We start from the raw sequence: 23396 nt of genomic DNA, 5'->3' as shown, positions 1-23396 counted from the left end.
GGAGATCTCAGATATCGGCTCAGGCGGCCCAAACTTGATCCTTCGCGCAGGGCAGGCCCGGGGTGTTGCACCACTCGCTCCAGCTGCCCGGAAACAGCGCGGTCCGGCCCAGGCCCGCGATCTCCATCGCCAACAGGTTGGGGATGGCGCTCACGCCGCTGCCACATTGGTGCACCACGCTGGCCGGATCGCGGCCCGCCAGCAGGCGCTCGAAGTCGGCGCGCAGCTCGGCGGCGGGTTTGAAGCGGCCGTCGGAGGCCATGTTGTCCACGAACGGCCGGTTGAGCGCCCCCGGGATGTGGCCGGCCACCGGGTCCAGGGGTTCCACCTCGCCGCGAAACCGGGCCGCCGCGCGGGCGTCGATCACGGTGAGATCGGGGTGCCCCAGTCGCCGGGCGAGTTCCTGCGCACCGAGCACGCTCACCAGAGGGGGCTTCAGCTCAAAACGCTGCGGGGCGGTCACCGCGGGTGAAGGCCCGCTGGCCAGCGCCCCCCCGGCGGCCTGCCACGCGGCCAGACCGCCGTCGAGCACCGCCACCGCTTCGTGCCCGCACCACTTGAGCATCCACCACAGCCGGCCGCACTGGCTGGCGCCTTGCCGCTCCATGACCACGGCCTGCTGGCCGTTGCGCAGGCCCAGCGCCTGGAGTCGGGCCGCGAAGGTCTCGCGCGAGGGCAGGGGGTGTCGGCCACCGCTGGCACGGTCAGACCCCGTTTTGTCGCTCAGGTGCTCGTCGAGGTGGACGTACACGGCGCTCGGGACGTGCTGCGCCTCGAACTGTTGCCGGCCCGCGTCGGGGTTCATGAGATCGAAGCTGCAGTCCAGCACCAGCCAAGGCTGGCCGCTGGTCATCAGTTGCTGGAGGTCGCTGGCGGAGATGAGGGTGCTGTGCATGTGTCCATTCTCAACCAGTCCGGCCGTGGTGGCGATCAAACGATATGACTACACGCCGCCGGCCAGCGTGCTGGGGCGAACTGATTCAGTGCTCTTCGGCGGGCGAGTTGGGTATCGCGCGGGCGCGCAACACCGTGGCGGTGATGCCGCTCACGACGATCAGCGCCATCCCGAGCCAGCCCATCAGCGGCAACCGGTCGCCAAAGATGACCAGGCTGTAGATGCCCGCAAACACGATGCCCGAGTACTGCAGGTTGGCCACCACGAGGGTCGCGCCGCGCGAATAGGCGCGTGTCATGCACAGCTGGCCGCCCAGCGCCAGCAGCCCGATGGGCAGCAGCCACAGCGCGGCCGGCCAGGTCCAGGGCGTGGCGCCGACAAACACCATGCCCAGCAAACCCGCCAGCACCGCGCCGATGGAGAAATAAAACACCGTGCGGCTCTCGGGTTCGCCCGCGCGGCTGAGCGCGGTCACCTGCAGGTAGGCAAAGGCCGCGAAGATGCCCGACAGCAGCCCCACCAGCGCCCCCAGCACCTGATCCGGGTTCAGGCTGGGCCGGAGCATCATGGCCACGCCGGCAAAGCCCGCCAGCACGGCCATGAACAGCGGGCCCTGCTGCCGCAGCGGGGCATCCCGGCCCTGCGTCAGCAGCGCGCCACCGAGCAGGAAGGTGGCGATCCAGACACTGCTCATGTAGTTGAGCGTCATGGCCGTGGCCAGGGGCAGCACGGCGATGGCGTAGAACCAGGCGGTCAGCGAAATGGTGCCGACCAGGCTGCGCCAGAGATGCATCATCGGTACCGTGGTGCGCAGCGAGATGCCGCGCGCACGGGTGAAGCCATACAGGAAGATCACGCCCACCATGCCCCGGTAGGCGACGATCTCGAAACTGTTGAAATGCACCGAGGCAAACTTGATGCAGACCCCCATGCTCGCGAAGAACAGCGAGGCGAGCAACATCCAGGCCATATCAGAATCCCCCCGCGCCGCCTGCGGCGTCACCCCCCAGGGGGCGCCACTGGCGGCCCGGCAAAGCCGATTCCGCGGTGGCCTCGGTGGGGAGAAGCAGGACGTTCACTCCGTTCGCATCCTGCCGCGATACCACTCGTGGAAGTGCTGCATGCCGTCTTCCATCGGGCTCTGGTACGGGCCGACCTCGTTGTCGCCGCGCGCCAGCAGGGCTTTGCGCCCGGCGTCCATGCGCTCGCCGATCTCGTCGTCCTCGATGCAGGTTTCCATGTAGGCCGCACGCTGGGCTTCGACGAACCCGCGTTCGAAGGCGGCGATGTCCTCGGGGTAGAAGAACTCCACCCGGTTCAGCGTCTGGTTGACGCTGATCGGGTGCAGCGTTGAGACAGTGAGCACGTGCGGGTACCACTCCACCATGATGTGCGGGTAGTAGGTGAGCCAGATCGCGCCGTGGTCGGGCGCCGCGCCGTTGCGGTACTGCATCAACTGCTGGTGCCAGCGCTGGTAGACCGGGCTGCCGGCCTTGCCCAGCAGGTTCTGTGCGCCCACGGTCTGCACCGAGTACTCGGGCTTGAATTCCCAGCGCAGGTCGTCGCAGGTCACGAAGCCACCCAGACCCGGGTGGAACGGCACCACGTGGTAGTCCTCCAGGTAGACCTCGATGAAGGTCTTCCAGTTGTAGTTGCAGGTGTGCAGCTCGACGTGGTCGAGCACCATGCCGTCGAAGTTGAGCGCGGCGCGCGGGCCCATGCCCGCGAGGTCGGCTTCGATGTCGCGGCCGTTGTCCTCGAACAGCAGGCCGTTCCACTCGCGCAGCGGGTAGCGCCTGAGATCCAGACAGGGGTCTTGCGCAAAATGCGGCGCACCGAGCAGCGAGCCGATGGGGTTGCCCGTGTTCTGGCCGCCGCTGTAGGTCCAGCGGTGCAGGGGGCAGACAATGTGGCCGCCCGAGTGCCCGCTGTGGGTCTGGTTCAGGTTGCCACGGCCCTTGAGCATGACGGCCTGGCGGTGGCGGCAGACGTTGGACACCAGTTCCACGCCGTTGGCGGTGCGCACCAGGGCCCGTCCTTCGCCTTCGTGGGGGAGGGCGTAGTAGTCACCGGGCTCGGGCACGGCGTTGGCGTGCCCCACGTAACGGGGCCCTCGCTGGAAGATCGTTGCCAGTTCCTGCTGGAACAGCGCCTCGTCGAAATAGCTGGAAACCGGAAGTTGGCTTTCGGCCTGCTGGAGTTGAAGACTCAAATCAGACATGAAGGTCTTGACCTAAAGACTCCCCCTATGAAGGGGCAGGGTGAAGCGCGTAGCGAGTGAACGATCGGCGCGGGAAGGGTGGAAGTGCTGCGTCCCTCCGGGCGTTGGAGGCCCGTCAGTTGAGTGATGAAAAAAAGAGCGCGGATTGTACCCCGGGGGTGTGACGGAGGCCTGCTGTACGACGGGTCCGGAACGCGGGGGATAAAATCCGGCGTCGCCGCGGCTGTGTCGCGGACGTTTGACGGGCCGCCCCCGTGGCCCCTTTCGACCTTTTTGCATGACCACCTCCCCCACTGCCAAAACCACTCGCGCTGCCAGCCGGACGGCCGCGACGACCGAAGCGGCCGCCAGTTACGAGGCCGCTCTGGAGGAACTGGAGCAACTGGTGGCGCAGCTCGATGCCGGTCAACTGCCCCTGGACCAGCTGCTGACCCGTTACCAGCGCGGTGCCGAACTGCTCGCTTTTTGCCGTGCCCGGCTGGATGCGGTGGAAAACCAGATCAGGGTGCTCGAAACCGGTGAAGCCAAACCGTGGGACGCCGCATGAGCGGGTTTGTGGCCTGGCGCGCCGCCCAGCAAGACCGCGTGGAGCAGGCACTGTCGTCGTGGGTCGCCGCCGATGCGCCCGCCGGCCTGGGGCTGGCCATGCGCTACGCCGTGCTCGACGGCGGCAAGCGTTTGCGACCGCTGCTGGTGCTGGCCGCTGGCGAGGCGGTGCAGGGCGATGGCGCCGCCGCGTTGCGCGCGGCCTGTGCGGTCGAGCTCATCCACGCCTACTCGCTGGTGCACGACGACATGCCCTGCATGGACAACGACGTGTTGCGCCGTGGCAAGCCCACGGTGCATGTGCAGTTTGGCGAGGCCCAGGCGTTGCTGGCCGGCGATGCGCTTCAGGCGCTGGCCTTCGAACTGCTGGTGCCCGACGACGGTTCGATGTCGCCCGCCCTGTCGGCCGCGCTGTGCCGCCAGCTGGCCCTGGCGGCCGGAGCGACCGGCATGGCCGGTGGCCAGGCGGTGGATCTGGCCAGCGTGGGGGTGTCGCTGGACCAGACCGCGCTCGAAGCCATGCACCGGCTCAAGACCGGCGCCCTGTTGCAGGCCAGCGTGATGATGGGCGTGGCCACCGCCCACGTGCAGGCCGGCGTGACCCGTGAGCTGTCGGCTTACGGCGCCAGCCTCGGGCTGGCGTTCCAGGTGGTGGACGACATCCTCGACGTCACCACCGACTCCGCCACCCTGGGCAAGACGGCGGGCAAGGACGCCGCCAACGACAAGCCCACGTTTGTGTCCCTGATGGGGCTGGAGAAGGCGCAAGCCTACGCCGACGAGTTGCTTGACCAGGCACACGCTGCACTGCACCGCAGTGGGCTGGCACACACCGACACCCTTCACGCGCTGGCCGACTGGGTTGGCCGCCGCGCCAGCTGAACCCGTAACTTGCCGCAATGACCACCCCGATCGCCATGAGCAACCTGTTGGCCTCCATCGATTCGCCGGCCGATCTTCGCCGGCTCTCGCGCACGCAGCTGCGCCCCTTGGCCGACGAGTTGCGCGACCATGTGCTCCAGAGCGTGTCGCGCACCGGTGGCCACCTGAGTTCCAACCTCGGCACCGTGGAGCTGACGGTGGCGTTGCACTATGTGTTCAACACGCCCGAAGACCGCCTGGTCTGGGACGTGGGTCATCAGACCTACCCGCACAAGATCCTGACCGGTCGCCGCGACCGCATGGACTCGCTGCGCCAGCTCGGCGGCATCAGCGGTTTCCCGCGCCGCGACGAAAGCGAATACGACACCTTCGGCACCGCCCACTCGTCCACCAGCATTTCGGCGGCGCTGGGCATGGCCATGGCCGCGAAGATGAAAGGCGAGAGCCGCCATTCGGTGGCCATCATCGGCGACGGCGCCATGACCGCCGGCATGGCGTTCGAGGCGCTGAACAACGCGGGCGTGGCCGAGGGGCGGCTGCTCGTGGTGCTCAACGACAACGACATGTCGATCTCGCCGCCGGTGGGGGCGCTCAACCGCTACCTGGCGCAGCTGATGAGCGGGCAGTTCTACGCCGCGGCCAAAAATGTGGGCAAGACCGTGCTCAAGGGCGCGCCGCCCCTGTTCGAGCTGGCCAAGCGCCTGGAGGAGCACGCCAAGGGCATGGTGGTGCCGGCCACGCTGTTCGAGAAATTCGGCTTCAACTACGTGGGCCCCATCGACGGCCACGACCTCGATTCACTGATCCCCACGCTGGAAAACATCCGCCACCTGCTGGACCACAACAGTGGGCCGCAGTTCCTGCACGTCGTGACCAAAAAGGGTCAGGGTTACAAGCTCGCGGAGGCCGACCCCGTGGCCTACCACGGCCCGGGCAAGTTCGATCCGGCCGTGGGGCTGGTCAAGCCCGCCACGGCCCCCAAGCCGACCTTCACGCAGGTCTTTGGTCAGTGGTTGTGCGACATGGCCGCGGCCGATCCGCTGCTGGTGGGCATCACGCCGGCCATGCGGGAGGGTTCGGGCATGGTGGAGTTTCACCAGCGTTTTCCAGGTCGCTATTTCGACGTGGGTATTGCCGAGCAGCACGCCGTCACGTTCGCCGCCGGCCTGGCCTGCGAGGGCATGAAGCCGGTGGTGGCGATCTACTCCACCTTCCTGCAGCGGGCCTACGACCAGTTGATCCACGACGTGGCGCTGCAAAACCTGCCGATGGTGTTTGCGCTCGACCGCGCCGGGCTGGTGGGGGCTGACGGTGCCACCCATGCCGGCGCCTACGACATCGCCTACCTGCGCTGCATCCCCAACATGGCCATCGCCTGTCCGTCCGATGAAGCCGAGACGCGCCAGCTGCTGTCCACGGCCCATGCGCAGAACCATCCTGTGGCCGTGCGTTACCCGCGTGGCTCCGGCGTGGGCGCTGCCGTTCCGACTAGCCTGGATGGGCTTCCCTACGGCAAAGGCGAGGTTCGCCGCCGGGGGCGCGGTGTGGCGATCCTGGCGTTTGGCACGCTGCTGCATCCCGCGCTGTCCGTGGCAGAAGCACTGGATGCCAGTGTGGCCAACATGCGCTGGGCCAAACCGCTGGATCTGGACCTGCTGCGCGAGATGGCCCGCGGCCACCAAGCGCTGGTGACGGTGGAAGAGGGCTGTGTGATGGGCGGTGCCGGCAGCGCCGTGCTCGAGGCCCTGCAGGCCGAGGGGATCAACATGCCAGTGCTTCAGCTGGGCCTGTCGGATGTGTTCACCGAACACGGCGACCCGGCGCGACTGATGGCGGCAGAGGGGCTGGACGCCGCGGGCATCGAACGTTCGATCCGTGCGCGTTTTGCCAACGTGCTCGGCGCTGGGCTCAAGGCCGCGGCCTGAACCCGCGCGTGCCGGTCCGGAGGGCTTGGCGTGATGTCTTTTCACACGATCGTTGAAACCGATTTGATCGAATGCCCTGCCGGCTTGCGCAAGCTTGCAGAAGCCTGAACGATCGGGGTCGGAAGCCGGTTCTTCGAGGGAAAACCCCCACCGTTGGGGGGGGGCGCGTTCCTACAATGGCGCGGACTGCTGCAAGTCCCCGACCCTCTGAGGGCGGGAGTGAAATACCAACCACGGAGTCATTCAATATGGATCGTCGTTCCCTTATCAAGCACGCAGGCATTGCCGGCGTGCTGGCCGCAGGAGCTGCACCCGCTGTTCACGCGCAGGCCGCCATTCGCTGGCGTCTGGCTTCCAGCTTCCCCAAGGCGCTGGACACCATCTACGGTGGTGCTGAAGAGTTCGCCAAGAGAGTCAATGAAATGACCGGTGGCAAGTTCACCATCTCGGTTCACGCCGGTGGCGAGCTGATGCCCGCGTTCGGCGTGGTCGATGGTGTGCAGGAAGGCACGGTGGAGTGCGCCCACACCGCCCCGTACTACTTCTTCGGCAAGGACGACACCTTTGCCCTGGACTGCGCCATTCCTTTCGGCCTCAACAGCCGCCAGATGACGGCCTGGATGTACGAAGGCAACGGTCTGAAGCTGATGCGCGAGTTCTACAGCGCCTACAACATCGTCAACTTCCCCATGGGCAACACCGGGGCCCAGATGGGTGGCTGGTACCGCAAGGAAATCAAGGGCGTGGCCGACCTCAAGGGCATGAAGATGCGCATCGGTGGTTTTGCCGGCAAGGTGTTCACCCGCATGGGTGGCGTGCCGCAAAACATCCCCGGTGGTGAGATCTACCAGGCACTCGAAAAAGGCACCATCGATGCGACCGAGTGGATCGGCCCATACGACGACCAGAAGCTCGGCTTCAACAAAGTGGCCAAGAACTACTACTACCCCGGCTGGTGGGAAGGCGGCCCGCAGCTCACCCTGTACGTCAACAACAAGGCCTTCAACGCACTGCCCAAGGAATACCAGGCCATCGTTGAAGCGGCTGCGTCCCATGCCCACGTGGACATGCAGGCCAAGTACGACGGTCGCAACCCGGGTGCGCTCAAGCAACTGGTCGCCGCTGGCGTGAAGGTGCTGCCGTTCCCCAAGGCCGTGATGGACGAGGCCTTCAAACAGGCCATGTCGCTCTACACCGAGCTCAACGACACCAACCCGAAGTGGAAAAAGGTGTACGGCGACTACGCCGCCTTCCGCAAGGATCAGAACCTCTGGTTCCGATTCACCGAAGCGCAGTTCGACCGCTACATGCAGTCGGCCAAGCTGTAATTCGCTCCCGGTGTCCGGTGAAAAGCCCCGCCACGGCGGGGTTTTTCGCTCGGTCAAGTCTTGTGGCCTCCCAGCCGCAGATCCCTTCCGCCGCGGCTTCTTGCGGACCGGGCGCAGGGGTTTCCAGCAGACGACAGACAGGCCTGTCGCTGAACATGCACATTCGTGCGGGGTATTCCATGAAGTTTTTGCTAAGTGTTTCGCGTCTGATTGACGCTGTCAGCGAGCTGATCGGCAAGCTGGCGATGTGGCTGATCCTGGCCGCCACCCTCATCAGCGCCGGCAACGCGATCGTGCGCAAAATTTTCAACACCAGCTCCAACGGTTTGCTGGAAATCCAGTGGTACCTGTTTGCGGCGGTGTTCATGCTGGGCGCGGGTTTCGCGTTCTTGCGCAACGCCCACGTGCGCATCGACTTTGTGTCGTCCAAGTTCAGCGCCCGGGGGCGCAACTGGGTGGACGCGTTCGGCATTCTGGTGTTCCTGTTCCCTCTCTGCTACGCCATGGTCACGCTGGGTTTCCCCCTGTTCGAGCGCGCCTGGACCACGGGCGAAATGTCGTCCAATTCCGGCGGTCTGATCCGTTGGCCTGTCTATGGCTTGATCCCGCTGGGTTTCGCCCTGCTGTTTGCGCAGGGCATCAGTGAGCTGATCAAACGCTTCGCTTTTTTGACGGGCAACGGCCCCGACGTGCTGGCCCATGAAGGTCCGAGCGACGAAGAACTTCTGGCCCAGCAGCTGCTGGAAGAAGAAGAGCAGGAGCGCCTCAAACAAGAACAACAACTCAAGGGAGCGAACTGATCATGGTCGAATTCCTCACCGCCAATTTTGTGCCGCTGATGTTCGGCGGCCTGCTGGTGTTCCTGCTGTCGGGTTTTCCGGTGGCGTTCGCCCTCTCGGCCACTGGCTTGTTCTTTGGCTTCATCGGCATGGAGATCGGGCTCTTCCCCTCCAACCTGTTCCAGGCGTTGCCGCTGCGAGTGTTCGGCATCATGCAGAACGACACCCTGCTGGCCATCCCGTTCTTCACGCTGATGGGCATCATCCTGGAGCGCAGCCGCATGGCCGAAGACCTGCTGGCCACCGTGGCCCAGGTGTTCGGCCCGGTGCGCGGGGGGCTGGCCGTGGCCGTGATCCTGGTGGGCGCGCTGCTGGCCGCCACCACGGGTGTGGTGGCCGCTGCCGTGATTTCCATGGGCCTGATCTCGCTGCCCATCATGCTGCGCTACGGCTACAACCGCACCATTGCCACCGGCACCATCACCGCCTCTGGCACGCTGGCGCAGGCCATTCCGCCGTCGCTGGTGCTGATCGTGCTGGCCGATCAGCTCGGCCGTTCGGTCGGTGACATGTACTCGGGTGGTTTGTTGCCCGGTCTGATGCTGGTGGGCCTGTACCTGCTGTTCATCGCCGGCGTGGCGATTGTCAAGCCCGCCTGGGTGCCTGCGCTGCCCGCCGAGGCGCGCGTGTACAACGAACCCAACGGCAGCAGCGGCCACCGCTCGCTGCTGGTCTTGCTGCTGATCTGCGCCGCCGCTGGCTACGTCTGGTCGCAGGTGCACCAGTCCATCATCAACCCGATGATCGGACGGGAAATGGATGCGCCAGGCGATGAGATCGTCATCATGTCGCTCACCGTGGCGTCGTTTCTGGCGCTGGCGCTGGCCATCGTCAACAGCCTGTTCAAACTGGGCCTGCTGTCGCGGCTGGCCGGGCAGGTGACCTTTGTGCTGATCCCGCCGCTGGTGCTGATCTTCCTGGTGCTGGGCACGATCTTCCTGGGCATTGCCACCCCCACCGAAGGCGGCGCCATGGGTGCGCTGGGTGCGCTGATCATGGCCGGCTCGCGCAAGCGGTTGAGCTGGCCTCTGCTGACGCAAGCGCTGGAGAACACCACCAAGCTGGCGATCTTCGTGCTGTTCATCCTGATCGGCTCCACGGCTTTCAGCTTCACCTTCAACGCGGCCGATGGCCACTTCTGGGTCGAGCACCTGTTCGCCAAGCTGCCGGGCGGCCAGATGGGCTTCCTGATCGTGGTGAACGTGCTGGTGTTCATCCTCGGCATGTTCATCGACTTCTTCGAGATCGCGTTCATCGTGATCCCGCTGCTGGCGCCGGTGGCCGAGAAGATGGGCATCGACCTGATCTGGTTCGGCATCATCATCGCCATGAACCTGCAGACCTCGTTCCTCACGCCCCCGTTCGGTTTTGCGCTGTTCTATCTGCGCAGCGTGGCCGCCCGAAGCGACTACACCGACCACGTGACCAAGCAGCGCATTCCGGCCGTGACCACGGCGCAGATCTACAAGGGCTCGATCGCCTTCATCATCCTGCAACTGATGATGGTGGCCGTGGTGGTGCTCAACCCGGGTTTGGTGACCGGCAGCCTGGAGAAAGCCACGGTGGTGGACGACGCTTCGGTGACCGACATGCTCAACAACATGCAGGACCTGCAGCAGGAAGAAGCCGATCCGGCGGCCGAGGGCGCAGCAGCCCCCGAAGGCGAGTCCAAGGACGGCATGCCGGCGCCCGAGACGGAAGAGGAAGTCGACCCGGCCAAGGCGTTGGAAGACGCCGTCAAGAAAGCCGAATAAATGCAGATCGACGTGAAAGTGCTGGATCCGCGCATGGCGGGCCAGCTTCCTGCCTACGCCACCAGCGGCAGCGCCGGACTGGACCTGCGCGCCTGCCTGGACGCTCCGCTGACCCTCGCGCCCAACGCCTGGCAGCTGGTGCCCACCGGGCTGGCCATCCACCTGGCCGACCCGGGCTACGCCGCGATGATCCTGCCTCGCTCCGGCCTGGGCCACAAACACGGCATCGTGCTGGGCAACCTGGTGGGCCTGATCGACAGCGACTACCAGGGGCAACTCATGGTGAGCGCCTGGAACCGCAGCGACGTGGCCTTCACCATCGAGCCCATGGAGCGCATCGCTCAAATGGTGATCGTGCCGGTGGTGCAGGCGCGCTTCAACGTGGTGGACGACTTCGCTGCGGCCAGCGAGCGCGGGGTGGGTGGGTACGGCTCCACCGGGCGTGGCTGAATCGGCGTTGAACCGCCATGGCAAAAGACAAAGGCTGCGAAAGCAGCCTTTGTTGTTTCCGAAGAGGGTCCAGCGAGCGTCAGTGAAGGGTGGGCGATGACGAAGAGGGGTCACCAACGCCGTCGTCGCCATCGACCTGCATGCTGAAGAAGCCGGTGCCCAACGAGCCTTTGCCGATCTCGCTCACGGTCGCCTCGCGCACCGAGTGCACCTTGAGTTTGATGCGCAGGGCGATGCCCGCCAGTGGGTGGTTGCCGTCCATGACCACGTGGTCCGGATAGATGTCGCTCACAAAGTAAAGGCGGTCGCGCGGCGCGCTGTTATTGCAGCCCTCAGGCAGCCCTTCGAAGCCCATGCCTTCCTCGATGTTCTCCGGGAAAAGGTGGCGGGGCTCCAGAAAAAGCAGGCGATCGTCATAGTCGCCAAAGGCGTCTTGAGGCTCGATCTGCAGTTCCACGGTGTCGCCGGCCTCGTACCCTTGCAGGCCTCTTTCCAGGCTGGCCAGCAGGTCGCTTCCACCCACCAGGAATTCGACCGGCTCATCCAGCGTGTCCAGTTCTTCGCCCAGGGTGTCTTTGAGCGCCCAGGTCAGTGCCACGACGCATTGTTCGGTGATTTTCATCGGACAATTGTCCCATGACACAAGCCACCCGTTCCAGCGCCACCGCCGCTTCGATTGACCAACCCAGCCAGATGCTCGGAGGACTCACGCAGGCGCAGTTCATGCGCCGCCACTGGCAAAAAAAGCCCCTCCTGATCCGCCAAGCCTTCCCGGGGTTTCAGCCGCTGCTCAGCCGCCAGCAGCTGTTCTCGATGGCGACGGACGAGGCGGTCGAGTCGCGCCTGATCGTGCACCAACCCAAAGGCTGGGCGCTCAAGCACGGGCCTTTCGGTCCGCGGGCCTTTCCTCCGCTGAAGCAACCCCGCTGGTCGCTGCTGGTGCAGGGCGTGGACCTGCATGTGAACGCGGCCCATGAGCTGCTGCAACGCTTTCGTTTTGTGCCGGATGCACGGCTCGACGACCTGATGATTTCCTGGGCCAGTGACGGCGGTGGTGTGGGGCCGCACTTCGACAGCTACGACGTGTTCCTGCTCCAGGCCAGCGGTCAGCGCCTCTGGCGCATTGGCCGGCAGAAAGACCTGTCGCTGGAACAAGGGGTTCCGCTGAAGATTCTCAGCCACTTTGAACCCGAAGAAGAGCACCTGCTCAATCCTGGCGACATGTTGTATCTGCCACCGCGCTGGGCGCACGATGGCATCGCCGTGGGCGACCACTGCATGACCTACTCAGCCGGGTTCCGCGTACCGCAGCGCGGTGGGCTCGCGGGTGAACTGTTGCAGCGCATGGCCGAGGATTGCGACGACGCCACGCTGTACCGCGACCCAGACCAGCCGGCCACCGCGACCCCGGCGGCCATGCCCGCCTCGCTGGAAGCCTTTGCCGCCGACGGACTTCGGCGATTGCTGGCCGACCGGGCGTCGCTAGCCTGCGCACTGGGCGAAGTGATGACCGAGCCCAAGCCCCGGGTGTGGTTCGAGGAGCCGCAGGCCGAATGGACGCCATCGGCCGTGGTGCTGGACCGGCGCACCCGCATGATGTACGACGACCGCCACATCTTCATCAACGGCGAAAGTTTCCGAGCGGGCGGGGCAGACGCGCGCCTGATGCACACGTTGGCCGATCAACGGCGACTGGACCAGGCTCGGGTTCAGCGCGCGAGCGAAGGCGCCTGCGCGCTTCTGCAGGACTGGTTTGAGGCGGGGTGGTTGCACCCCCAATCCGAGACCTGAACCGAAAAGGAGCGAAGCGATGGAACCCGAACAAGGTGTGAACGAACCGGTGGCGCTGCCTGTGGGGCGCTTGCAGGGCCGTCAGGCGTTTGCCGATCTGGTGCGCCAGGCCCTCGCCTGCGCCGCGCGAGAGCGATGGGCGCACATCGTGCTCAGTGACCCCGATTTCGCCGACTGGCCTTTGGGCGAGCGCGCCGTGGTGGACTCACTTCAAGCTTGGGCCGGTCGTGGGCGGCACATTCGGTTCCTGGCCCGGGATTTCGGTCGCCTGCGCGAGGAGCATCCCCGTCTGGTGCAGTGGCGCACCACCTGGTCCCACCTGGTCGAGGCCCATGCATGTCGCATGTTGTCGGGCGGAGACGTGCCCAGCGCGATCTGGTCGCCGGGCTGGACCATGGAGCGCCTCGACATCGACCGGTGCACCCTGGTGGCCAGCACCGAGCCCGAACGCTGCACGCAGCTGCATGAACGCTTGCAGGCTTGCTGGCAGCAGGGGAGCCCTTCGTTTGCCGCAACGACCTTGGGACTGTGACCATTGGGTTACCGTTTGTTTTTTTGCAACGGTCTTTGTCAACAAAAGAAAAAGTGAACGAGGGTAAATACGGATAGTTCATTGGAAGGTATCATTCCATTCCAGTCTGCAGAGCGCCTACCAACGCTCGCGCAGCAGGGTCAACCAAGCCCGGATCATGCATTCGGGTTTTTTTATGGTTGATTCAAGATCATTTTGTTCATCCATCCTGAGGAATCACCATGAAAAAGACCGTTCTGCTCGCCTCCCTGCTCGCCGCCATCGCCCTGACCGCTTGCGGCAAGAAAGAAGAAGCTCCTGTTGCTGCCCCCGCCGTTGAAGCGGCCAAGGAAGCTGCTGGTGCCGCTGTCGACGCCGCCAAGGATGCTGGCGCTGCTGCCGCCAGCGCCGGTGCTGCCGCTGGCGCCGCTGCTGGTGCCGTCGCCGCTGGTGCTGCTGACGCCGCTGCCGGTGCCGCCAAAGACGCTGCCGGTGCCGCTCAGGACGCCGCTGCCACCGCCACCGACGCAGCCAAGGAAGCCGCTGACAAGGCTGCCGAAGCCGCCAAGGCCGCTGCCAAGCCTGCCCAGTAAATCGGGATCGGGCTTCGGCCCGAGCAAAAAAGCCGCTGTGAGAACAGCGGCTTTTTTTTGCCTGAACCGGACCCCGGATCCGGTTCGGCGAAGGCAGGACCGCCGGGCGAGGTGGCGGTCCGCTGCCGTTTACTTGATGTCGTTGGCCAGCAGTTGCACGATGCGCTGCGCATCGGCCGAACCGTCGGGTTGTCCTTGCGCATTGAGCACCGACACGGTGGTGGTCGTGCCGCTGGTGCGCACGGCGATGCGGTATTGCGCCGGTTTGGCCTGTGGCTCGCTGCCGCCGAACAGGCGGCCGAAAAAGCCCGGCTTGGGCGCATCGGTGGTGGCCAAGGGCACGTAGCGGACGAAATACGTGCCCTGGGTGCGGTCGCGGTCTTCCACGGTGAATCCGGTGCGGTCAAGCGACAGCCCCACGCGGCGCCAGGCGCGGTCAAAGTCATCTTCCAGTTGCAGGGCGGGCAGGTTGTTGACGGTGGTCACTCGGGCGGTCGTCTGGGTGGGAGACGACGCCACCACGGCCTTGGCCTGCGCCTCGTTCACACCCAGCTTGATCATCAAACGACGCAGGAATTCGGTTTCCAGCTCTACATCGGCCGGGCGGGGCTGCCAGACCGTCTGGTCTTTCCTGGCGTCGGTGTAGACCTCGATCATGCCTCGGTGGCTGATGTAGACCTCGGTGCCACCGGCGGCGTTGCGCTCCAGCCGGGTGCGGAACTTGTCGCGTTCGCCGGTCGAGTACAGGCTGTCAAAGACCTTGCCGAGGGTGGAACGGATCAGGTCTTGCGGCAGCTTGGCGCGGTTCTCGGCCCAGTCGGTTTCCATCACGCCCAGGTTTTCCTGATCCAGCGTGAGCACGAAGCCGTTCTCCTGCCAGAAGTCCTTGACCGGTGCCCAGACCTTGTCGGCCGGGCGATCGATGACCAGCCAGCGCAGGCTGCCAGCGCGCTCGATGCGCACGTCGCCCACCTTGTTGGCCGCCGTGTCGCTGGCGCCTGTGCCAGCGACCGGCTGCGCGGTCTGGTAGCCGCTCGCCGTCACGACCGAACCGGGCACTTGGTAACGCGCGTCACGGCTCAGCTGGGTCAGATCGGGTGGCACGTCGAGCGTGGTGCCCTGGCGCGCGCTCTTGTAGTCGATTTTGTCTTCCTGCAGCACAGAGCAGCCCGTGGCCAGCACGGCGACCAGAGTCACCACGCCGAGGCGGACCCGGGGAGTGGCGCACCGAAGGCTGGTGGACGAAGATGACATGGGGCGGGATGGGGTGTGCATGTAGGGGCTCGTTGTCTTCGGTGAGTTTGGGCGCGGATCAGTCGATCAGACCACTGTCTTTGAGCGCGGCCTCGACCTGGGGTTCCAGCGAGCGCGTCATGGGCGTGAGCGGCAGGCGCATGGTCTCGGCGCACAGGCCCATGCGGGCCATGGCCCACTTCAGCGGGATCGGGTTGGCTTCGACGAACAGGTTCTTGTGCACGGGCATCAGGCGGAACTGGATGTCCATCGCCTGACGGATGTTGCCGGCGATGGCGGCCATGCAGAGCTCGTGCATCAGGCGTGGCGCGATGTTGGCGGTCACGCTGATGTTGCCCTGACCGCCACACAGCATGAGCGCCACGGCGGTCGGGTCGTCACCGGAGTAGATGGCAAAGCCCTCGGGTGCTTCGCGGATCAGCCACTGTGCGCGCTCGATGTTGCCGGTGGCTTCCTTGATGCCGACGATGCCGGGCACGGTGGCCAGGCGCAAGGCGGTTTCCACCGACATGTCGGCCACGCTGCGGCCGGGCACGTTGTAGAGCACCACGGGCAGGTCGCCGGTGGCTTCGGCGATGGCTTTGAAGTGCTGGTACTGGCCTTCTTGGGTTGGCTTGTTGTAGTAAGGCACGACCTGCAGCTGGCAGTCGGCGCCGACCTGTCGGGCAAACCTGGCGAGCTCGATGGCTTCGGCGGTCGAGTTGGCGCCGCAGCCGGCCATGATGGGCACGCGCTTGGCCGCCTGTTCGACCGACACGCGGATGATTTCGCAGTGCTCTTCCACCGACACCGTGGGTGACTCGCCCGTGGTGCCGACCACGCCGATGCAGTCGGTGCCTTCGGTGATGTGCCAGTCGATCAGCTTGCGAAGGGTGGGGTAGTCCACGCTGCCATCGGGGAGGAACGGGGTGACGAGGGCAACGATGCTGCCGGTGATGGGTTTCATGTTCTCTGTCTCGGTACGGGGGGCGCCGTGTCGCGGCACCGAAGGAAAAAAGGACCCGGGCGGCTCGCGCGCGAATCCCGCATTCTACCCAGCGGCATCCAGCGCAAAGCGCTGGGGCAGGGCGTCGATGGACGGGCGTTTTCGCACCGCCGCGATGCGCTGGACGAAGCGCTCAGGGGCGTCGCAGAAGCCGTCTTCATAGGCCACGATGTGCAGGTCGGCACAGGCCCGCAGCAATTCGCCGTTTTGTAACAGGAAGTCGGGTCGCGAGGGCTTGCCCACGGTTTCATTGCCGGCGGCAAAGGTCTCGCAGATCAGCACGCCACAGTCGACCACGCTGGCGACGAGGGTGGGCAACAGCGGACGCCAGAGGTAGTTGGTCACCACCACGGCACCGAACCGTTCACCTTCAAAAGGCCATGGTCCGTTCTCGATGTCGGCTTCGACCGCTCGGCCAAGCCCCGCGATGGAGGCAATGGCCTCGGCCGAGCGGTCCACGCCCGTCACCTTGTGGCCGCGCGCCGCGAACCAGCGCAGGTGGCGCCCATGACCGCAGGCCACGTCCAGCACCGAACCGCCCGCCGGCACCAGGTGCGCCCAGCGCCGGACCCAGAGCGAAGGTGCTTCCGTGCCGTGCATCAGAAACAGCTCCAGAGCTGGTCGGCGAGGTTCACCAGAAAATCAGGGCGGTTGTAGAGCGAGAGTGTGCCCAGCAGCGCGAGGACCACCCCGGCCCACGTCAGCGCCCGGACGGCCATCGGCTTCACGCGACGGCCCCCGACACGCGCTGCGGCCCGCGGGTGATGGGCGACTCGCGCACCGGCAGGTTGATCAGTGCGGCGAACACGCCCAGCGCGATCGAGATGTACCAGACGATGTCGTAGCTGCCGGTCTGGTCGTACAGGTAGCCGCCCAGCCACACGCCCAGGAAGCTGCCGATCTGGTGGCTGAAGAACACGAAGCCGCCCAGCATGGACAGGTGCGCCACGCCGAAGATCTGCGCCACCACCGCGTTGGTCGGCGGAATGGTGGACAGCCACAGCACGCCCATGACGGCCGCGAACACGTAAACGCTGGCCGGCGAGAGCGGCGCGATCAGGAAGGCGCTGATCGCCACGGCGCGGGCCAGGTAGATGAACGACAGGATGTGGCGCTTGGGGAAACGCTGGCCCAGCACGCCGGCGGCGTAGGTGCCCAGCACGTTGAACAGGCCGATGAGCGCCAGCGCGTAGCTCGCCACCTGGGGCGACAGGCCGTGATCCTTGAGGTAGCTCGGCATGTGCACGCCGATGAACACCACCTGGAAGCCGCAGACGAAGTAGCCTGCCATCAGCAGCTGGAAGCTGCGGTATCTGAAGGCCTCGCGTGCGGCCTGAAGAATGGTCTGCTCGCGGGGCGGTGCCACGCCGCCCACGAAGCCCGGTTCGCGCAAAAACAGCGCCAGCGGCATGATCAGCAGCACCGCGCCGCCAAGGATCAGCAGCGCCTCCTTCCAGCCGAAGCCGCTGATCAGCCAACCTTCGATCGGCACCATCAGGAACTGGCCGAACGAACCCGCCGCCGCGGCCACGCCCATGGCCCAGGACCGCTTCTCGGCCGGGATCTGCCGCCCGATCACGCCGTAGATCACGGCGTAGGTGGTGCCCGCCTGCGCAGCGCCGATCAGCACGCCCGCGGTGAGCGCGAACGTGAGCGGGGTGGGCGAGAGCGCCATGCCAGTCAGGCCCAATGCGTACAGCACGGCGCAGACCAGCAGCACTCGAAAGGCGCCAAAGCGGTCGGCCGCCATGCCGGCAAAGATGCCGAACAGGCCCCAGGACAGGTTTTGAACCGCCAGCGCGAACGCGAAGTTCTCGCGCGTCCAGCCCTGGTCCTGGGTGATCGGCTGCAGCCAGAGGCCAAACCCGTGGCGCACCCCCATGGAGAGCGTGACGATGGCGGCGCCGCAGGCCAGCACCTGAAGGGCGGAAAGTCGGGGCTGTGGAGAGGGATGGGCAGCGGAGGTCATCCCGTCAAATGTAGCGAATACGGCCTTTCCGGGGGTGTGGCGGGTCGGACACCCGGCCGTGAAATTTTTCGCCGCGATTGATGCAAAGGCGGCATCGCCAGAAAAAGCCGGGAATCACATCTGTATTTGCATACAGTGCTTTGGGGTGGTGCGCATACAATCCGCCCCCATGGCGACCCAATCTCCCTCTGAATATTCCGAAGGCTCCATCCGCGTCCTCAAAGGACTGGAGCCGGTCAAACAGCGTCCGGGCATGTACACGCGGACCGACAACCCGCTGCACATCATCCAGGAAGTGCTGGACAACGCGGCCGACGAGGCCCTGGCCGGCCACGGCAAGAAGATCAAGGTCACGCTGCACACCGACAGCTCTGTGAGCGTGGAAGATGACGGCCGCGGCATCCCGTTCGGCCTGCATCCCGAAGAGAAAGCCCCGGTGGTCGAGCTGGTGTTCACCCGCCTGCACGCCGGCGGCAAGTTCGACAAGGGCTCGGGCGGCGCCTACAGCTTCTCCGGCGGCCTGCACGGCGTGGGCGTGAGCGTGACCAACGCGCTCTCGACACGGCTGGAAGTGATCAGCTACCGCGAAGGCCAGGTGGCCAAGCTGGCTTTTTCGGCCGGCGACGTGATCGAACAACTCGTGATCACGCCCAAGGGCGAGGGCGACCGCAAGCAGGGCACCACGGTGCGCGCCTGGCCCGACGGCAAGTACTTCGAATCCGCCGCACTGCCCATGAACGAGCTGACGCACCTGCTGCGCAGCAAGGCGGTGCTGATGCCGGGCGTGCAGGTCACGCTGGTGAACGAGAAGACCAAGGACACCCAGGTCTGGCTTTACAAGGCCGGCCTGCGCGACTACCTGCAGCAGACGCTGAACGGTGACCCGGTGATCCCGCTGTTCGAAGGCGAAGGTTTTGCCGATGCCAAGGACGACAACTTCGCCGATGGCGAGGGCGCCTCGTGGTGCGTCGCCTTCACCGAAGACGGCCAGCCGGTGCGTGAGAGCTACGTGAACCTGATCCCCACCAGCGCCGGCGGCACGCACGACAGCGGCTTGCGCGACGGTCTGTTCCAGGCGGTCAAGGCCTTCATCGAGATGCACGCGCTGCTGCCCAAGGGCGTGAAGCTGCTGCCCGAAGACGTGTTCGCCCGCGCCAGCTACGTGTTGAGCGCCAAGGTGCTGGACCCGCAGTTCCAGGGCCAGATCAAGGAACGCCTGAACTCGCGCGACGCGGTGCGCCTGGTCGGCGGTTTCGTGCGCCCGGCGCTGGAGCTCTGGCTCAACCAGCACGTGGATTACGGCAAAAAATTGGCCGAACTCGCCATCAAGGCCGCGCAGACGCGCCAGAAGGCCGGGCAGAAAGTGGAGAAGCGCAAGGGCTCCGGTGTGGCGGTGCTGCCCGGCAAGCTGACCGACTGCGAGAGCCGCGACCTGGCCCACAACGAGGTGTTCCTGGTCGAGGGCGATTCGGCCGGTGGCAGTGCCAAGATGGGCCGCGACAAGGAATGCCAGGCCGTGTTGCCGCTGCGCGGCAAGGTGCTCAACACCTGGGAGGTGGAGCGCGACCGGCTGTTCGCCAACACCGAAATCCACGACATCTCGGTCGCCATCGGCGTCGATCCCCACGGCCCGCTGGACACGCCCGACATGAGCGGCTTGCGCTATGGCAAGGTCTGCATCCTGAGCGATGCCGACGTGGACGGCTCGCACATCCAGGTGCTGCTGCTCACGCTGTTCTTCCGCCATTTCCCCAAACTCATCGAAGCCGGCCACGTGTATGTCGCGCGCCCGCCGCTGTTCCGCGTGGACGTGCCCGCACGCGGCAAGAAGCCGGCGCTCAAGCAATACGCGCTGGACGACGGCGAGCTGCAGGCCATCCTGGACAAGGCCGAGAAAGACGGCGTGGCGCGCGAGAAGTGCCCGATCAGCCGCTTCAAGGGCCTGGGCGAGATGAACGCCGAGCAGCTCTGGGACACCACGCTCAACCCCGACACGCGCCGACTGATGCAGGTGACGCTGGGCGCGATGGATTTTGCGGCGACAGAGGCGCTGATCACCAAGCTCATGGGCAAAGGCGAAGCGGCCTCGCGGCGCGAGCTCATGGAGCTGCACGGTGACTCGGTGGAGGTGGACGTGTGATGCGCCGCGCGCTTCGCCTGCTCACCGCGTGGGTCGCGGCCGGGCTGCTGCTCGCGGCCGCGCCCGCACGCGCCGAGATCTGGGGCTACGTGGACCGCAAAGGGGTGACGCACTTCGCCGACCACCAGGTCGATCGCCGCTATGAACTGTTCTACCGGGGGGCCAAGGCCCAGGCCGTGTCGCCCACCGGTCAGGCGCCCAGCGCGGTCAATGCGCCGCCCGGCGTCGGCGCGCGATTCGATGTGTCCACCGATTTCAAGGCCGTTCGCCACCTGATCCGAGAGGCGGCCAACGCCCACGGGCTGGAGTTCGAGCTGTTGCAGGCCGTGATCGCCACCGAGTCCGGGTTCAACACCCGCGCGGTCAGCCCCAAGGGAGCGATCGGCCTGATGCAGCTCATGCCCGACACGGCGCAGCGCTTCGGCGTGCGCTCCAAGGCCAACCAGACACTGGAAGAGCGCCTGACCGATCCGCGCACCAACGTGCAGGCCGGTGCCCGTTACCTGGCCTGGCTGTTGAAGTACTTCAACGGCGAGCTGGAGCTGGCCATCGCGGCTTACAACGCCGGCGAGGGCGCTGTGCTGCGCGCCGGCCGCAAGGTGCCCAACTACCCCGAGACCCGCGACTACGTGCGCAAGGTCACCCAACTTCACCAGAACCTGCTGCCGCCCCGTGCGGTGAGCGAGGGGCGGACAACCGTGTCACCCGCTGCGATGCAGCCCCGACGCGGCAGCCTGCCCGTGGCCTCGCTCTGACCTGACCCCCACCGAATTCCCATGGACATCCTGACCCCCGACCTGGCGCCGGCCGAACCCGTTGAGCCCGGCGAAGACAACCTCGCCACCTACGCGCAACGCGCCTACCTCGAATACGCGCTCTCCGTCGTCAAGGGCCGTGCCCTGCCCGACGTGTGCGACGGCCAGAAACCGGTGCAGCGCCGCATCCTCTACGCCATGGACCGCATGGGTCTGGGCTTCAGCGGCAACACCGCGGCCAAGCCGGTCAAGAGCGCGCGCGTGGTCGGCGACGTGCTGGGCAAGTACCACCCGCACGGCGACAGCGCGGCCTACGACGCCCTCGTGCGCATGGCGCAGGACTTCAGCCAGCGTTACCCGCTGATCGACGGCCAGGGCAATTTCGGCAGCCGCGACGGCGACGGCGCCGCCGCCATGCGTTACACCGAAGCGCGCCTGGCCAAGATCACCGGCCTGCTGCTCGACGAGATCGACCAGGGCACGGTGGACTTCATCCCCACCTACGACGGCTCGTTCGAAGAACCCAAGCAGTTGCCCGCGCGCCTGCCGTTCAACCTGCTCAATGGCGCGAGTGGCATCGCCGTCGGCCTGGCCACCGAAATCCCGAGCCACAACCTGCGCGAAGTGGCCGACGCCTGCGTGGCGCTGGTGAAGAACCCCCAGCTCGGCGACGACGAACTGTTCACGCTCATCCCCGGCCCGGACTACCCCGGTGGCGGCCAGATCATCAGCCCGGTGGGCGACATCGCCGACGCCTACCGCACGGGCCGCGGTAGCCTCAAGGTGCGCGCGCGCTGGAAGATCGAAGACCTGGCGCGTGGCCAGTGGCAGCTGGTGGTGAACGAACTGCCGCCGGGTGTGAGCAGCCAGCGTGTGCTGGAAGAGATCGAAGAGATCACCAACCCCAAGGTCAAGGCCGGCAAGAAAGCGCTGAGCCAGGACCAGACCCAGCTCAAGGCCAGCATGCTGATGGTGCTGGACGTGGTGCGCGACGAATCCAGCAAGGATGCGCCGGTTCGGCTTGTGTTCGAGCCCAAGAGCAGCCGCATCGAGCAGAGCGAACTCATCACCGCGCTGCTGGCCCACACCAGCCTGGAAAGCTCGGCACCGATCAACCTGACCATGATCGGCCTCGACGGCCGGCCGACGCAGAAGAGCCTGCGGCTGATGCTGGAAGAGTGGATCGCGTTCCGCCAGTCCACCATCACCCGCCGCACACAGCACCGCCTGAACAAGGTGCTCGACCGCATCCACATCCTGGAGGGCCGGCAGCTGGTGCTGCTGAACATCGACGAGGTGATCCGCATCATCCGCCACAGCGACGAGCCCAAGCCTGCGCTGATCGAGGCCTTCAAACTCAGCGACCGCCAGGCCGAGGACATCCTTGAAATCCGCCTGCGCCAGCTCGCGCGGCTGGAAGCCATCAAGATCGAGCAGGAGCTCAAGGACCTGCGCGAAGAGCAGGGCAAGCTGGAAGACATCCTGGGCAACCCGGCCAGCCTGAAGCGCCTGATGGTCAAAGAGATCGAGGCCGACGCCAAGACCTTCGCCGACCCGCGGCGCACGCTGATCCAGACCGAGAAAAAGGCCGTGGCCGAAATCAAGGTGGTGGATGAACCGGTCACGGTCGTCATCTCCAGCAAAGGCTGGGTGCGCGCGCGCACCGGCCACGGCCACGAAGCCAGCAGCTTCGCCTTCAAGGCGGGCGACGGCCTCTACGGCACGTTTGAATGCCGCACGGTGGACCTGTTCATCGTCTTCGGCAGCAACGGCCGCGTGTACTCGGTACCGGTCGCCAGCCTGCCCGGCGCGCGCGGCGACGGCCAGCCCATCACCACGCTGATCGAGCTCGAAAGCGGCACGCAGCCGCTGCACTACTTCGCCGGCCCGGCCCACGCGACGCTGCTGCTCGCCAGCACCGGTGGCTACGGTTTCCTGGCCACCGCGGAAAGCCTGGTCTCTCGCCAGAAGGCCGGCAAGGCTTTCATCAGCGTGGGCGACGGTGAGACGATCTGTGCGCCGTCGCACGTGGCGAACACCAGTGGCAGCCAGCCGCTGTTGCCAGCGACGCACGTGGCCTGCGCCTCCACCGGTGGCCGCATCCTCACGTTTGAGATCGCCGAACTCAAGGCCATGGAGAAGGGCGGTCGCGGCCTGATGCTGATCGACCTCGAAGCCAAGGACACGCTGGCCGGCGCGGCCGCCTACACTCGCAGCATCAAGATCGAAGGCATCGGTCGGGGCGGCAAGGAGCGCGACGAAACGCTGGAGATCCGCAGCCTCAACAACGCCCGCGCCGCCCGCGGCCGCAAGGGCAAGGCGGCCGATCTCGGCTTCAAGCCGAACCGCGTAACGCGGGTGGAGTGATGAACATGGATGGGATCGGCCTGTTCGTGGTGCTGGCCAGCTTCGTGCTGACCTTCTTCGTGGGCCGCCTCATCGGCAAGCGGCTCCAGGCCCGTCGCGACGCGAAGCAGGCCGCTGAGGCCGAGCGCGCGCTGGCACAACAAAGCCGGCAGGTGCGTCGCGCGCAGGCGCGCAAGAACCGCCGCTGAACC

General features: G+C 66.0%; 23 protein-coding genes. 14 read left to right on the top strand and 9 right to left on the bottom strand.

The genetic code is table 11. The features are described 5' to 3' along the window. Window positions 1-19 precede the first annotated feature (19 nt). The 3 genes from IV088_RS16620 to IV088_RS16610 form a co-directional block, all read right to left on the bottom strand. Window positions 20-895, bottom strand: coding sequence for a sulfurtransferase (locus IV088_RS16620; RefSeq protein WP_291104382.1), 876 nt, complete (start codon window positions 893-895; stop codon window positions 20-22). A gap of 85 nt (window positions 896-980) precedes the next feature. Beyond that, window positions 981-1865, bottom strand: coding sequence for a DMT family transporter (locus IV088_RS16615; RefSeq protein ID WP_291104379.1), 885 nt, complete (start codon window positions 1863-1865; stop codon window positions 981-983). Between the two features lie 105 nt (window positions 1866-1970). Continuing rightward, complete coding sequence (locus IV088_RS16610; protein ID WP_291104376.1) at window positions 1971-3116, bottom strand: aromatic ring-hydroxylating dioxygenase subunit alpha; 1146 nt, start codon at window positions 3114-3116, stop codon at window positions 1971-1973. Window positions 3117-3393: 277 nt separating this feature from the next. Between IV088_RS16610 and xseB the strand changes: the two genes are divergently transcribed. The 7 genes from xseB to dut all read left to right on the top strand — a co-directional run bounded on the left by xseB (window position 3394) and on the right by dut (window position 10840). Further along, the gene (xseB, locus tag IV088_RS16605; protein ID WP_291104374.1) at window positions 3394-3663 is read left to right on the top strand and encodes an exodeoxyribonuclease VII small subunit; all 270 of its coding nucleotides are present in this window, start codon (window positions 3394-3396) and stop codon (window positions 3661-3663) included. After that, window positions 3660-4544, top strand: coding sequence for a polyprenyl synthetase family protein (locus tag IV088_RS16600; RefSeq protein WP_291104371.1), 885 nt, complete (start codon window positions 3660-3662; stop codon window positions 4542-4544). Before xseB ends, IV088_RS16600 begins: the two co-directional genes overlap by 4 nt. A 35-nt stretch (window positions 4545-4579) precedes the next feature. After that, window positions 4580-6469, top strand: coding sequence for a 1-deoxy-D-xylulose-5-phosphate synthase (dxs, locus tag IV088_RS16595; RefSeq protein ID WP_291104574.1), 1890 nt, complete (start codon window positions 4580-4582; stop codon window positions 6467-6469). Between the two features lie 248 nt (window positions 6470-6717). Then, on the top strand, window positions 6718-7797 hold the full coding sequence (locus IV088_RS16590; RefSeq protein ID WP_291104368.1) for a TRAP transporter substrate-binding protein: 1080 nt from the start codon (window positions 6718-6720) through the stop codon (window positions 7795-7797). 179 nt (window positions 7798-7976) lie between these two features. Further along, complete coding sequence (locus tag IV088_RS16585) at window positions 7977-8597, top strand: TRAP transporter small permease subunit (RefSeq protein ID WP_291104365.1); 621 nt, start codon at window positions 7977-7979, stop codon at window positions 8595-8597. Between the two features lie 2 nt (window positions 8598-8599). Continuing rightward, the gene (locus IV088_RS16580; RefSeq protein WP_291104362.1) at window positions 8600-10390 is read left to right on the top strand and encodes a TRAP transporter large permease subunit; all 1791 of its coding nucleotides are present in this window, start codon (window positions 8600-8602) and stop codon (window positions 10388-10390) included. Further along, on the top strand, window positions 10391-10840 hold the full coding sequence (dut, locus tag IV088_RS16575) for a dUTP diphosphatase (RefSeq protein ID WP_291104359.1): 450 nt from the start codon (window positions 10391-10393) through the stop codon (window positions 10838-10840). 79 nt (window positions 10841-10919) lie between these two features. Here dut and IV088_RS16570 read toward each other — a convergent pair whose 3' ends face one another. Continuing rightward, entirely contained in the window at window positions 10920-11462 is a 543-nt protein-coding gene (locus tag IV088_RS16570; protein WP_291104357.1) for an FKBP-type peptidyl-prolyl cis-trans isomerase, read from the bottom strand. 14 nt (window positions 11463-11476) lie between these two features. On the opposite strand from IV088_RS16570, the gene IV088_RS16565 reads away from it, so the two are divergent. The 3 genes from IV088_RS16565 (at window position 11477) to IV088_RS16555 (ending at window position 13735) form a co-directional block, all read left to right on the top strand. Continuing rightward, window positions 11477-12631, top strand: a complete 1155-nt coding sequence (locus IV088_RS16565) for a cupin domain-containing protein (protein WP_291104355.1) — start codon at window positions 11477-11479, stop codon at window positions 12629-12631. 19 nt (window positions 12632-12650) lie between these two features. Next, window positions 12651-13163: a hypothetical protein gene (locus IV088_RS16560; RefSeq protein ID WP_291104353.1), complete on the top strand. Its 513-nt coding sequence runs from the start codon at window positions 12651-12653 to the stop codon at window positions 13161-13163. Window positions 13164-13384: 221 nt separating this feature from the next. Continuing rightward, on the top strand, window positions 13385-13735 hold the full coding sequence (locus IV088_RS16555) for a hypothetical protein (protein WP_291104352.1): 351 nt from the start codon (window positions 13385-13387) through the stop codon (window positions 13733-13735). Window positions 13736-13864: 129 nt separating this feature from the next. Here IV088_RS16555 and bamC read toward each other — a convergent pair whose 3' ends face one another. The 5 genes from bamC to IV088_RS16530 form a co-directional block, all read right to left on the bottom strand. Further along, window positions 13865-14989 (bottom strand): outer membrane protein assembly factor BamC, encoded by a 1125-nt coding sequence (gene bamC / locus IV088_RS16550; protein WP_291104572.1) that lies wholly within the window; start codon window positions 14987-14989, stop codon window positions 13865-13867. 58 nt (window positions 14990-15047) lie between these two features. Next, window positions 15048-15935: a 4-hydroxy-tetrahydrodipicolinate synthase gene (gene dapA / locus IV088_RS16545; RefSeq protein ID WP_291104351.1), complete on the bottom strand. Its 888-nt coding sequence runs from the start codon at window positions 15933-15935 to the stop codon at window positions 15048-15050. Window positions 15936-16019: 84 nt separating this feature from the next. Continuing rightward, window positions 16020-16574, bottom strand: coding sequence for a class I SAM-dependent methyltransferase (locus tag IV088_RS16540; protein ID WP_291104350.1), 555 nt, complete (start codon window positions 16572-16574; stop codon window positions 16020-16022). After that, window positions 16574-16702 (bottom strand): hypothetical protein, encoded by a 129-nt coding sequence (locus IV088_RS16535; protein WP_291104588.1) that lies wholly within the window; start codon window positions 16700-16702, stop codon window positions 16574-16576. Before IV088_RS16535 ends, IV088_RS16540 begins: the two co-directional genes overlap by 1 nt. Beyond that, window positions 16699-17943 carry an MFS transporter gene (locus IV088_RS16530; RefSeq protein ID WP_291104348.1) on the bottom strand — a complete coding sequence of 415 codons (1245 nt, stop codon included), beginning with the start codon at window positions 17941-17943 and terminating at the stop codon, window positions 16699-16701. Before IV088_RS16530 ends, IV088_RS16535 begins: the two co-directional genes overlap by 4 nt. Window positions 17944-18112: 169 nt before the next feature. Here IV088_RS16530 and IV088_RS16525 point away from each other — a divergent pair, with 169 nt between their 5' ends. The 4 genes from IV088_RS16525 to IV088_RS16510 are packed head-to-tail and all read left to right on the top strand — an operon-like array spanning window position 18113 to window position 23393. Then, entirely contained in the window at window positions 18113-20083 is a 1971-nt protein-coding gene (locus IV088_RS16525) for a DNA topoisomerase IV subunit B (RefSeq protein ID WP_291104347.1), read from the top strand. Then, window positions 20083-20838 carry a lytic transglycosylase domain-containing protein gene (locus tag IV088_RS16520; protein WP_291104346.1) on the top strand — a complete coding sequence of 252 codons (756 nt, stop codon included), beginning with the start codon at window positions 20083-20085 and terminating at the stop codon, window positions 20836-20838. The genes IV088_RS16525 and IV088_RS16520 overlap by 1 nt, the downstream gene beginning before the upstream one ends. Before the next feature lie 21 nt (window positions 20839-20859). Then, window positions 20860-23205, top strand: coding sequence for a DNA topoisomerase IV subunit A (gene parC, locus IV088_RS16515; protein WP_291104345.1), 2346 nt, complete (start codon window positions 20860-20862; stop codon window positions 23203-23205). A 5-nt stretch (window positions 23206-23210) separates the two neighbouring features. After that, window positions 23211-23393: a hypothetical protein gene (locus IV088_RS16510; RefSeq protein ID WP_236965942.1), complete on the top strand. Its 183-nt coding sequence runs from the start codon at window positions 23211-23213 to the stop codon at window positions 23391-23393. The last annotated feature ends 3 nt before the right edge of the window (window positions 23394-23396 follow it).

This window comes from Hydrogenophaga sp., from assembly GCF_018780075.1.
In the GTDB taxonomy this organism is placed as follows: domain Bacteria; phylum Pseudomonadota; class Gammaproteobacteria; order Burkholderiales; family Burkholderiaceae_C; genus Hydrogenophaga.
The sequence above is the reverse complement of the archived record's forward strand: the minus strand, read 5'-3'. Positions and strand labels throughout refer to the sequence as shown.

Excerpts from the sequence above, each read along its gene's own strand:
- IV088_RS16565 (WP_291104355.1), top strand. The coding sequence starts at position 11,477 with ATGACACAAGCCACCCGTTCCAGCGCCACCGCCGCTTCGATTGACCAA.
- xseB (WP_291104374.1), top strand. The coding sequence starts at position 3,394 with ATGACCACCTCCCCCACTGCCAAAACCACTCGCGCTGCCAGCCGGACG.
- parC (WP_291104345.1), top strand. The coding sequence starts at position 20,860 with ATGGACATCCTGACCCCCGACCTGGCGCCGGCCGAACCCGTTGAGCCC.
- IV088_RS16580 (WP_291104362.1), top strand. The coding sequence starts at position 8,600 with ATGGTCGAATTCCTCACCGCCAATTTTGTGCCGCTGATGTTCGGCGGC.
- IV088_RS16530 (WP_291104348.1), bottom strand. The coding sequence starts at position 17,943 with ATGACCTCCGCTGCCCATCCCTCTCCACAGCCCCGACTTTCCGCCCTT.
- bamC (WP_291104572.1), bottom strand. The coding sequence starts at position 14,989 with ATGTCATCTTCGTCCACCAGCCTTCGGTGCGCCACTCCCCGGGTCCGC.
- IV088_RS16520 (WP_291104346.1), top strand. The coding sequence starts at position 20,083 with ATGCGCCGCGCGCTTCGCCTGCTCACCGCGTGGGTCGCGGCCGGGCTG.
- IV088_RS16570 (WP_291104357.1), bottom strand. The coding sequence starts at position 11,462 with ATGAAAATCACCGAACAATGCGTCGTGGCACTGACCTGGGCGCTCAAA.
- IV088_RS16510 (WP_236965942.1), top strand. The coding sequence starts at position 23,211 with ATGGATGGGATCGGCCTGTTCGTGGTGCTGGCCAGCTTCGTGCTGACC.
- IV088_RS16590 (WP_291104368.1), top strand. The coding sequence starts at position 6,718 with ATGGATCGTCGTTCCCTTATCAAGCACGCAGGCATTGCCGGCGTGCTG.
- IV088_RS16610 (WP_291104376.1), bottom strand. The coding sequence starts at position 3,116 with ATGTCTGATTTGAGTCTTCAACTCCAGCAGGCCGAAAGCCAACTTCCG.
- IV088_RS16525 (WP_291104347.1), top strand. The coding sequence starts at position 18,113 with ATGGCGACCCAATCTCCCTCTGAATATTCCGAAGGCTCCATCCGCGTC.
- IV088_RS16560 (WP_291104353.1), top strand. The coding sequence starts at position 12,651 with ATGGAACCCGAACAAGGTGTGAACGAACCGGTGGCGCTGCCTGTGGGG.
- IV088_RS16620 (WP_291104382.1), bottom strand. The coding sequence starts at position 895 with ATGCACAGCACCCTCATCTCCGCCAGCGACCTCCAGCAACTGATGACC.
- IV088_RS16555 (WP_291104352.1), top strand. The coding sequence starts at position 13,385 with ATGAAAAAGACCGTTCTGCTCGCCTCCCTGCTCGCCGCCATCGCCCTG.
- dapA (WP_291104351.1), bottom strand. The coding sequence starts at position 15,935 with ATGAAACCCATCACCGGCAGCATCGTTGCCCTCGTCACCCCGTTCCTC.
- IV088_RS16585 (WP_291104365.1), top strand. The coding sequence starts at position 7,977 with ATGAAGTTTTTGCTAAGTGTTTCGCGTCTGATTGACGCTGTCAGCGAG.
- IV088_RS16540 (WP_291104350.1), bottom strand. The coding sequence starts at position 16,574 with ATGCACGGCACGGAAGCACCTTCGCTCTGGGTCCGGCGCTGGGCGCAC.
- dxs (WP_291104574.1), top strand. The coding sequence starts at position 4,580 with ATGAGCAACCTGTTGGCCTCCATCGATTCGCCGGCCGATCTTCGCCGG.
- dut (WP_291104359.1), top strand. The coding sequence starts at position 10,391 with ATGCAGATCGACGTGAAAGTGCTGGATCCGCGCATGGCGGGCCAGCTT.
- IV088_RS16615 (WP_291104379.1), bottom strand. The coding sequence starts at position 1,865 with ATGGCCTGGATGTTGCTCGCCTCGCTGTTCTTCGCGAGCATGGGGGTC.
- IV088_RS16600 (WP_291104371.1), top strand. The coding sequence starts at position 3,660 with ATGAGCGGGTTTGTGGCCTGGCGCGCCGCCCAGCAAGACCGCGTGGAG.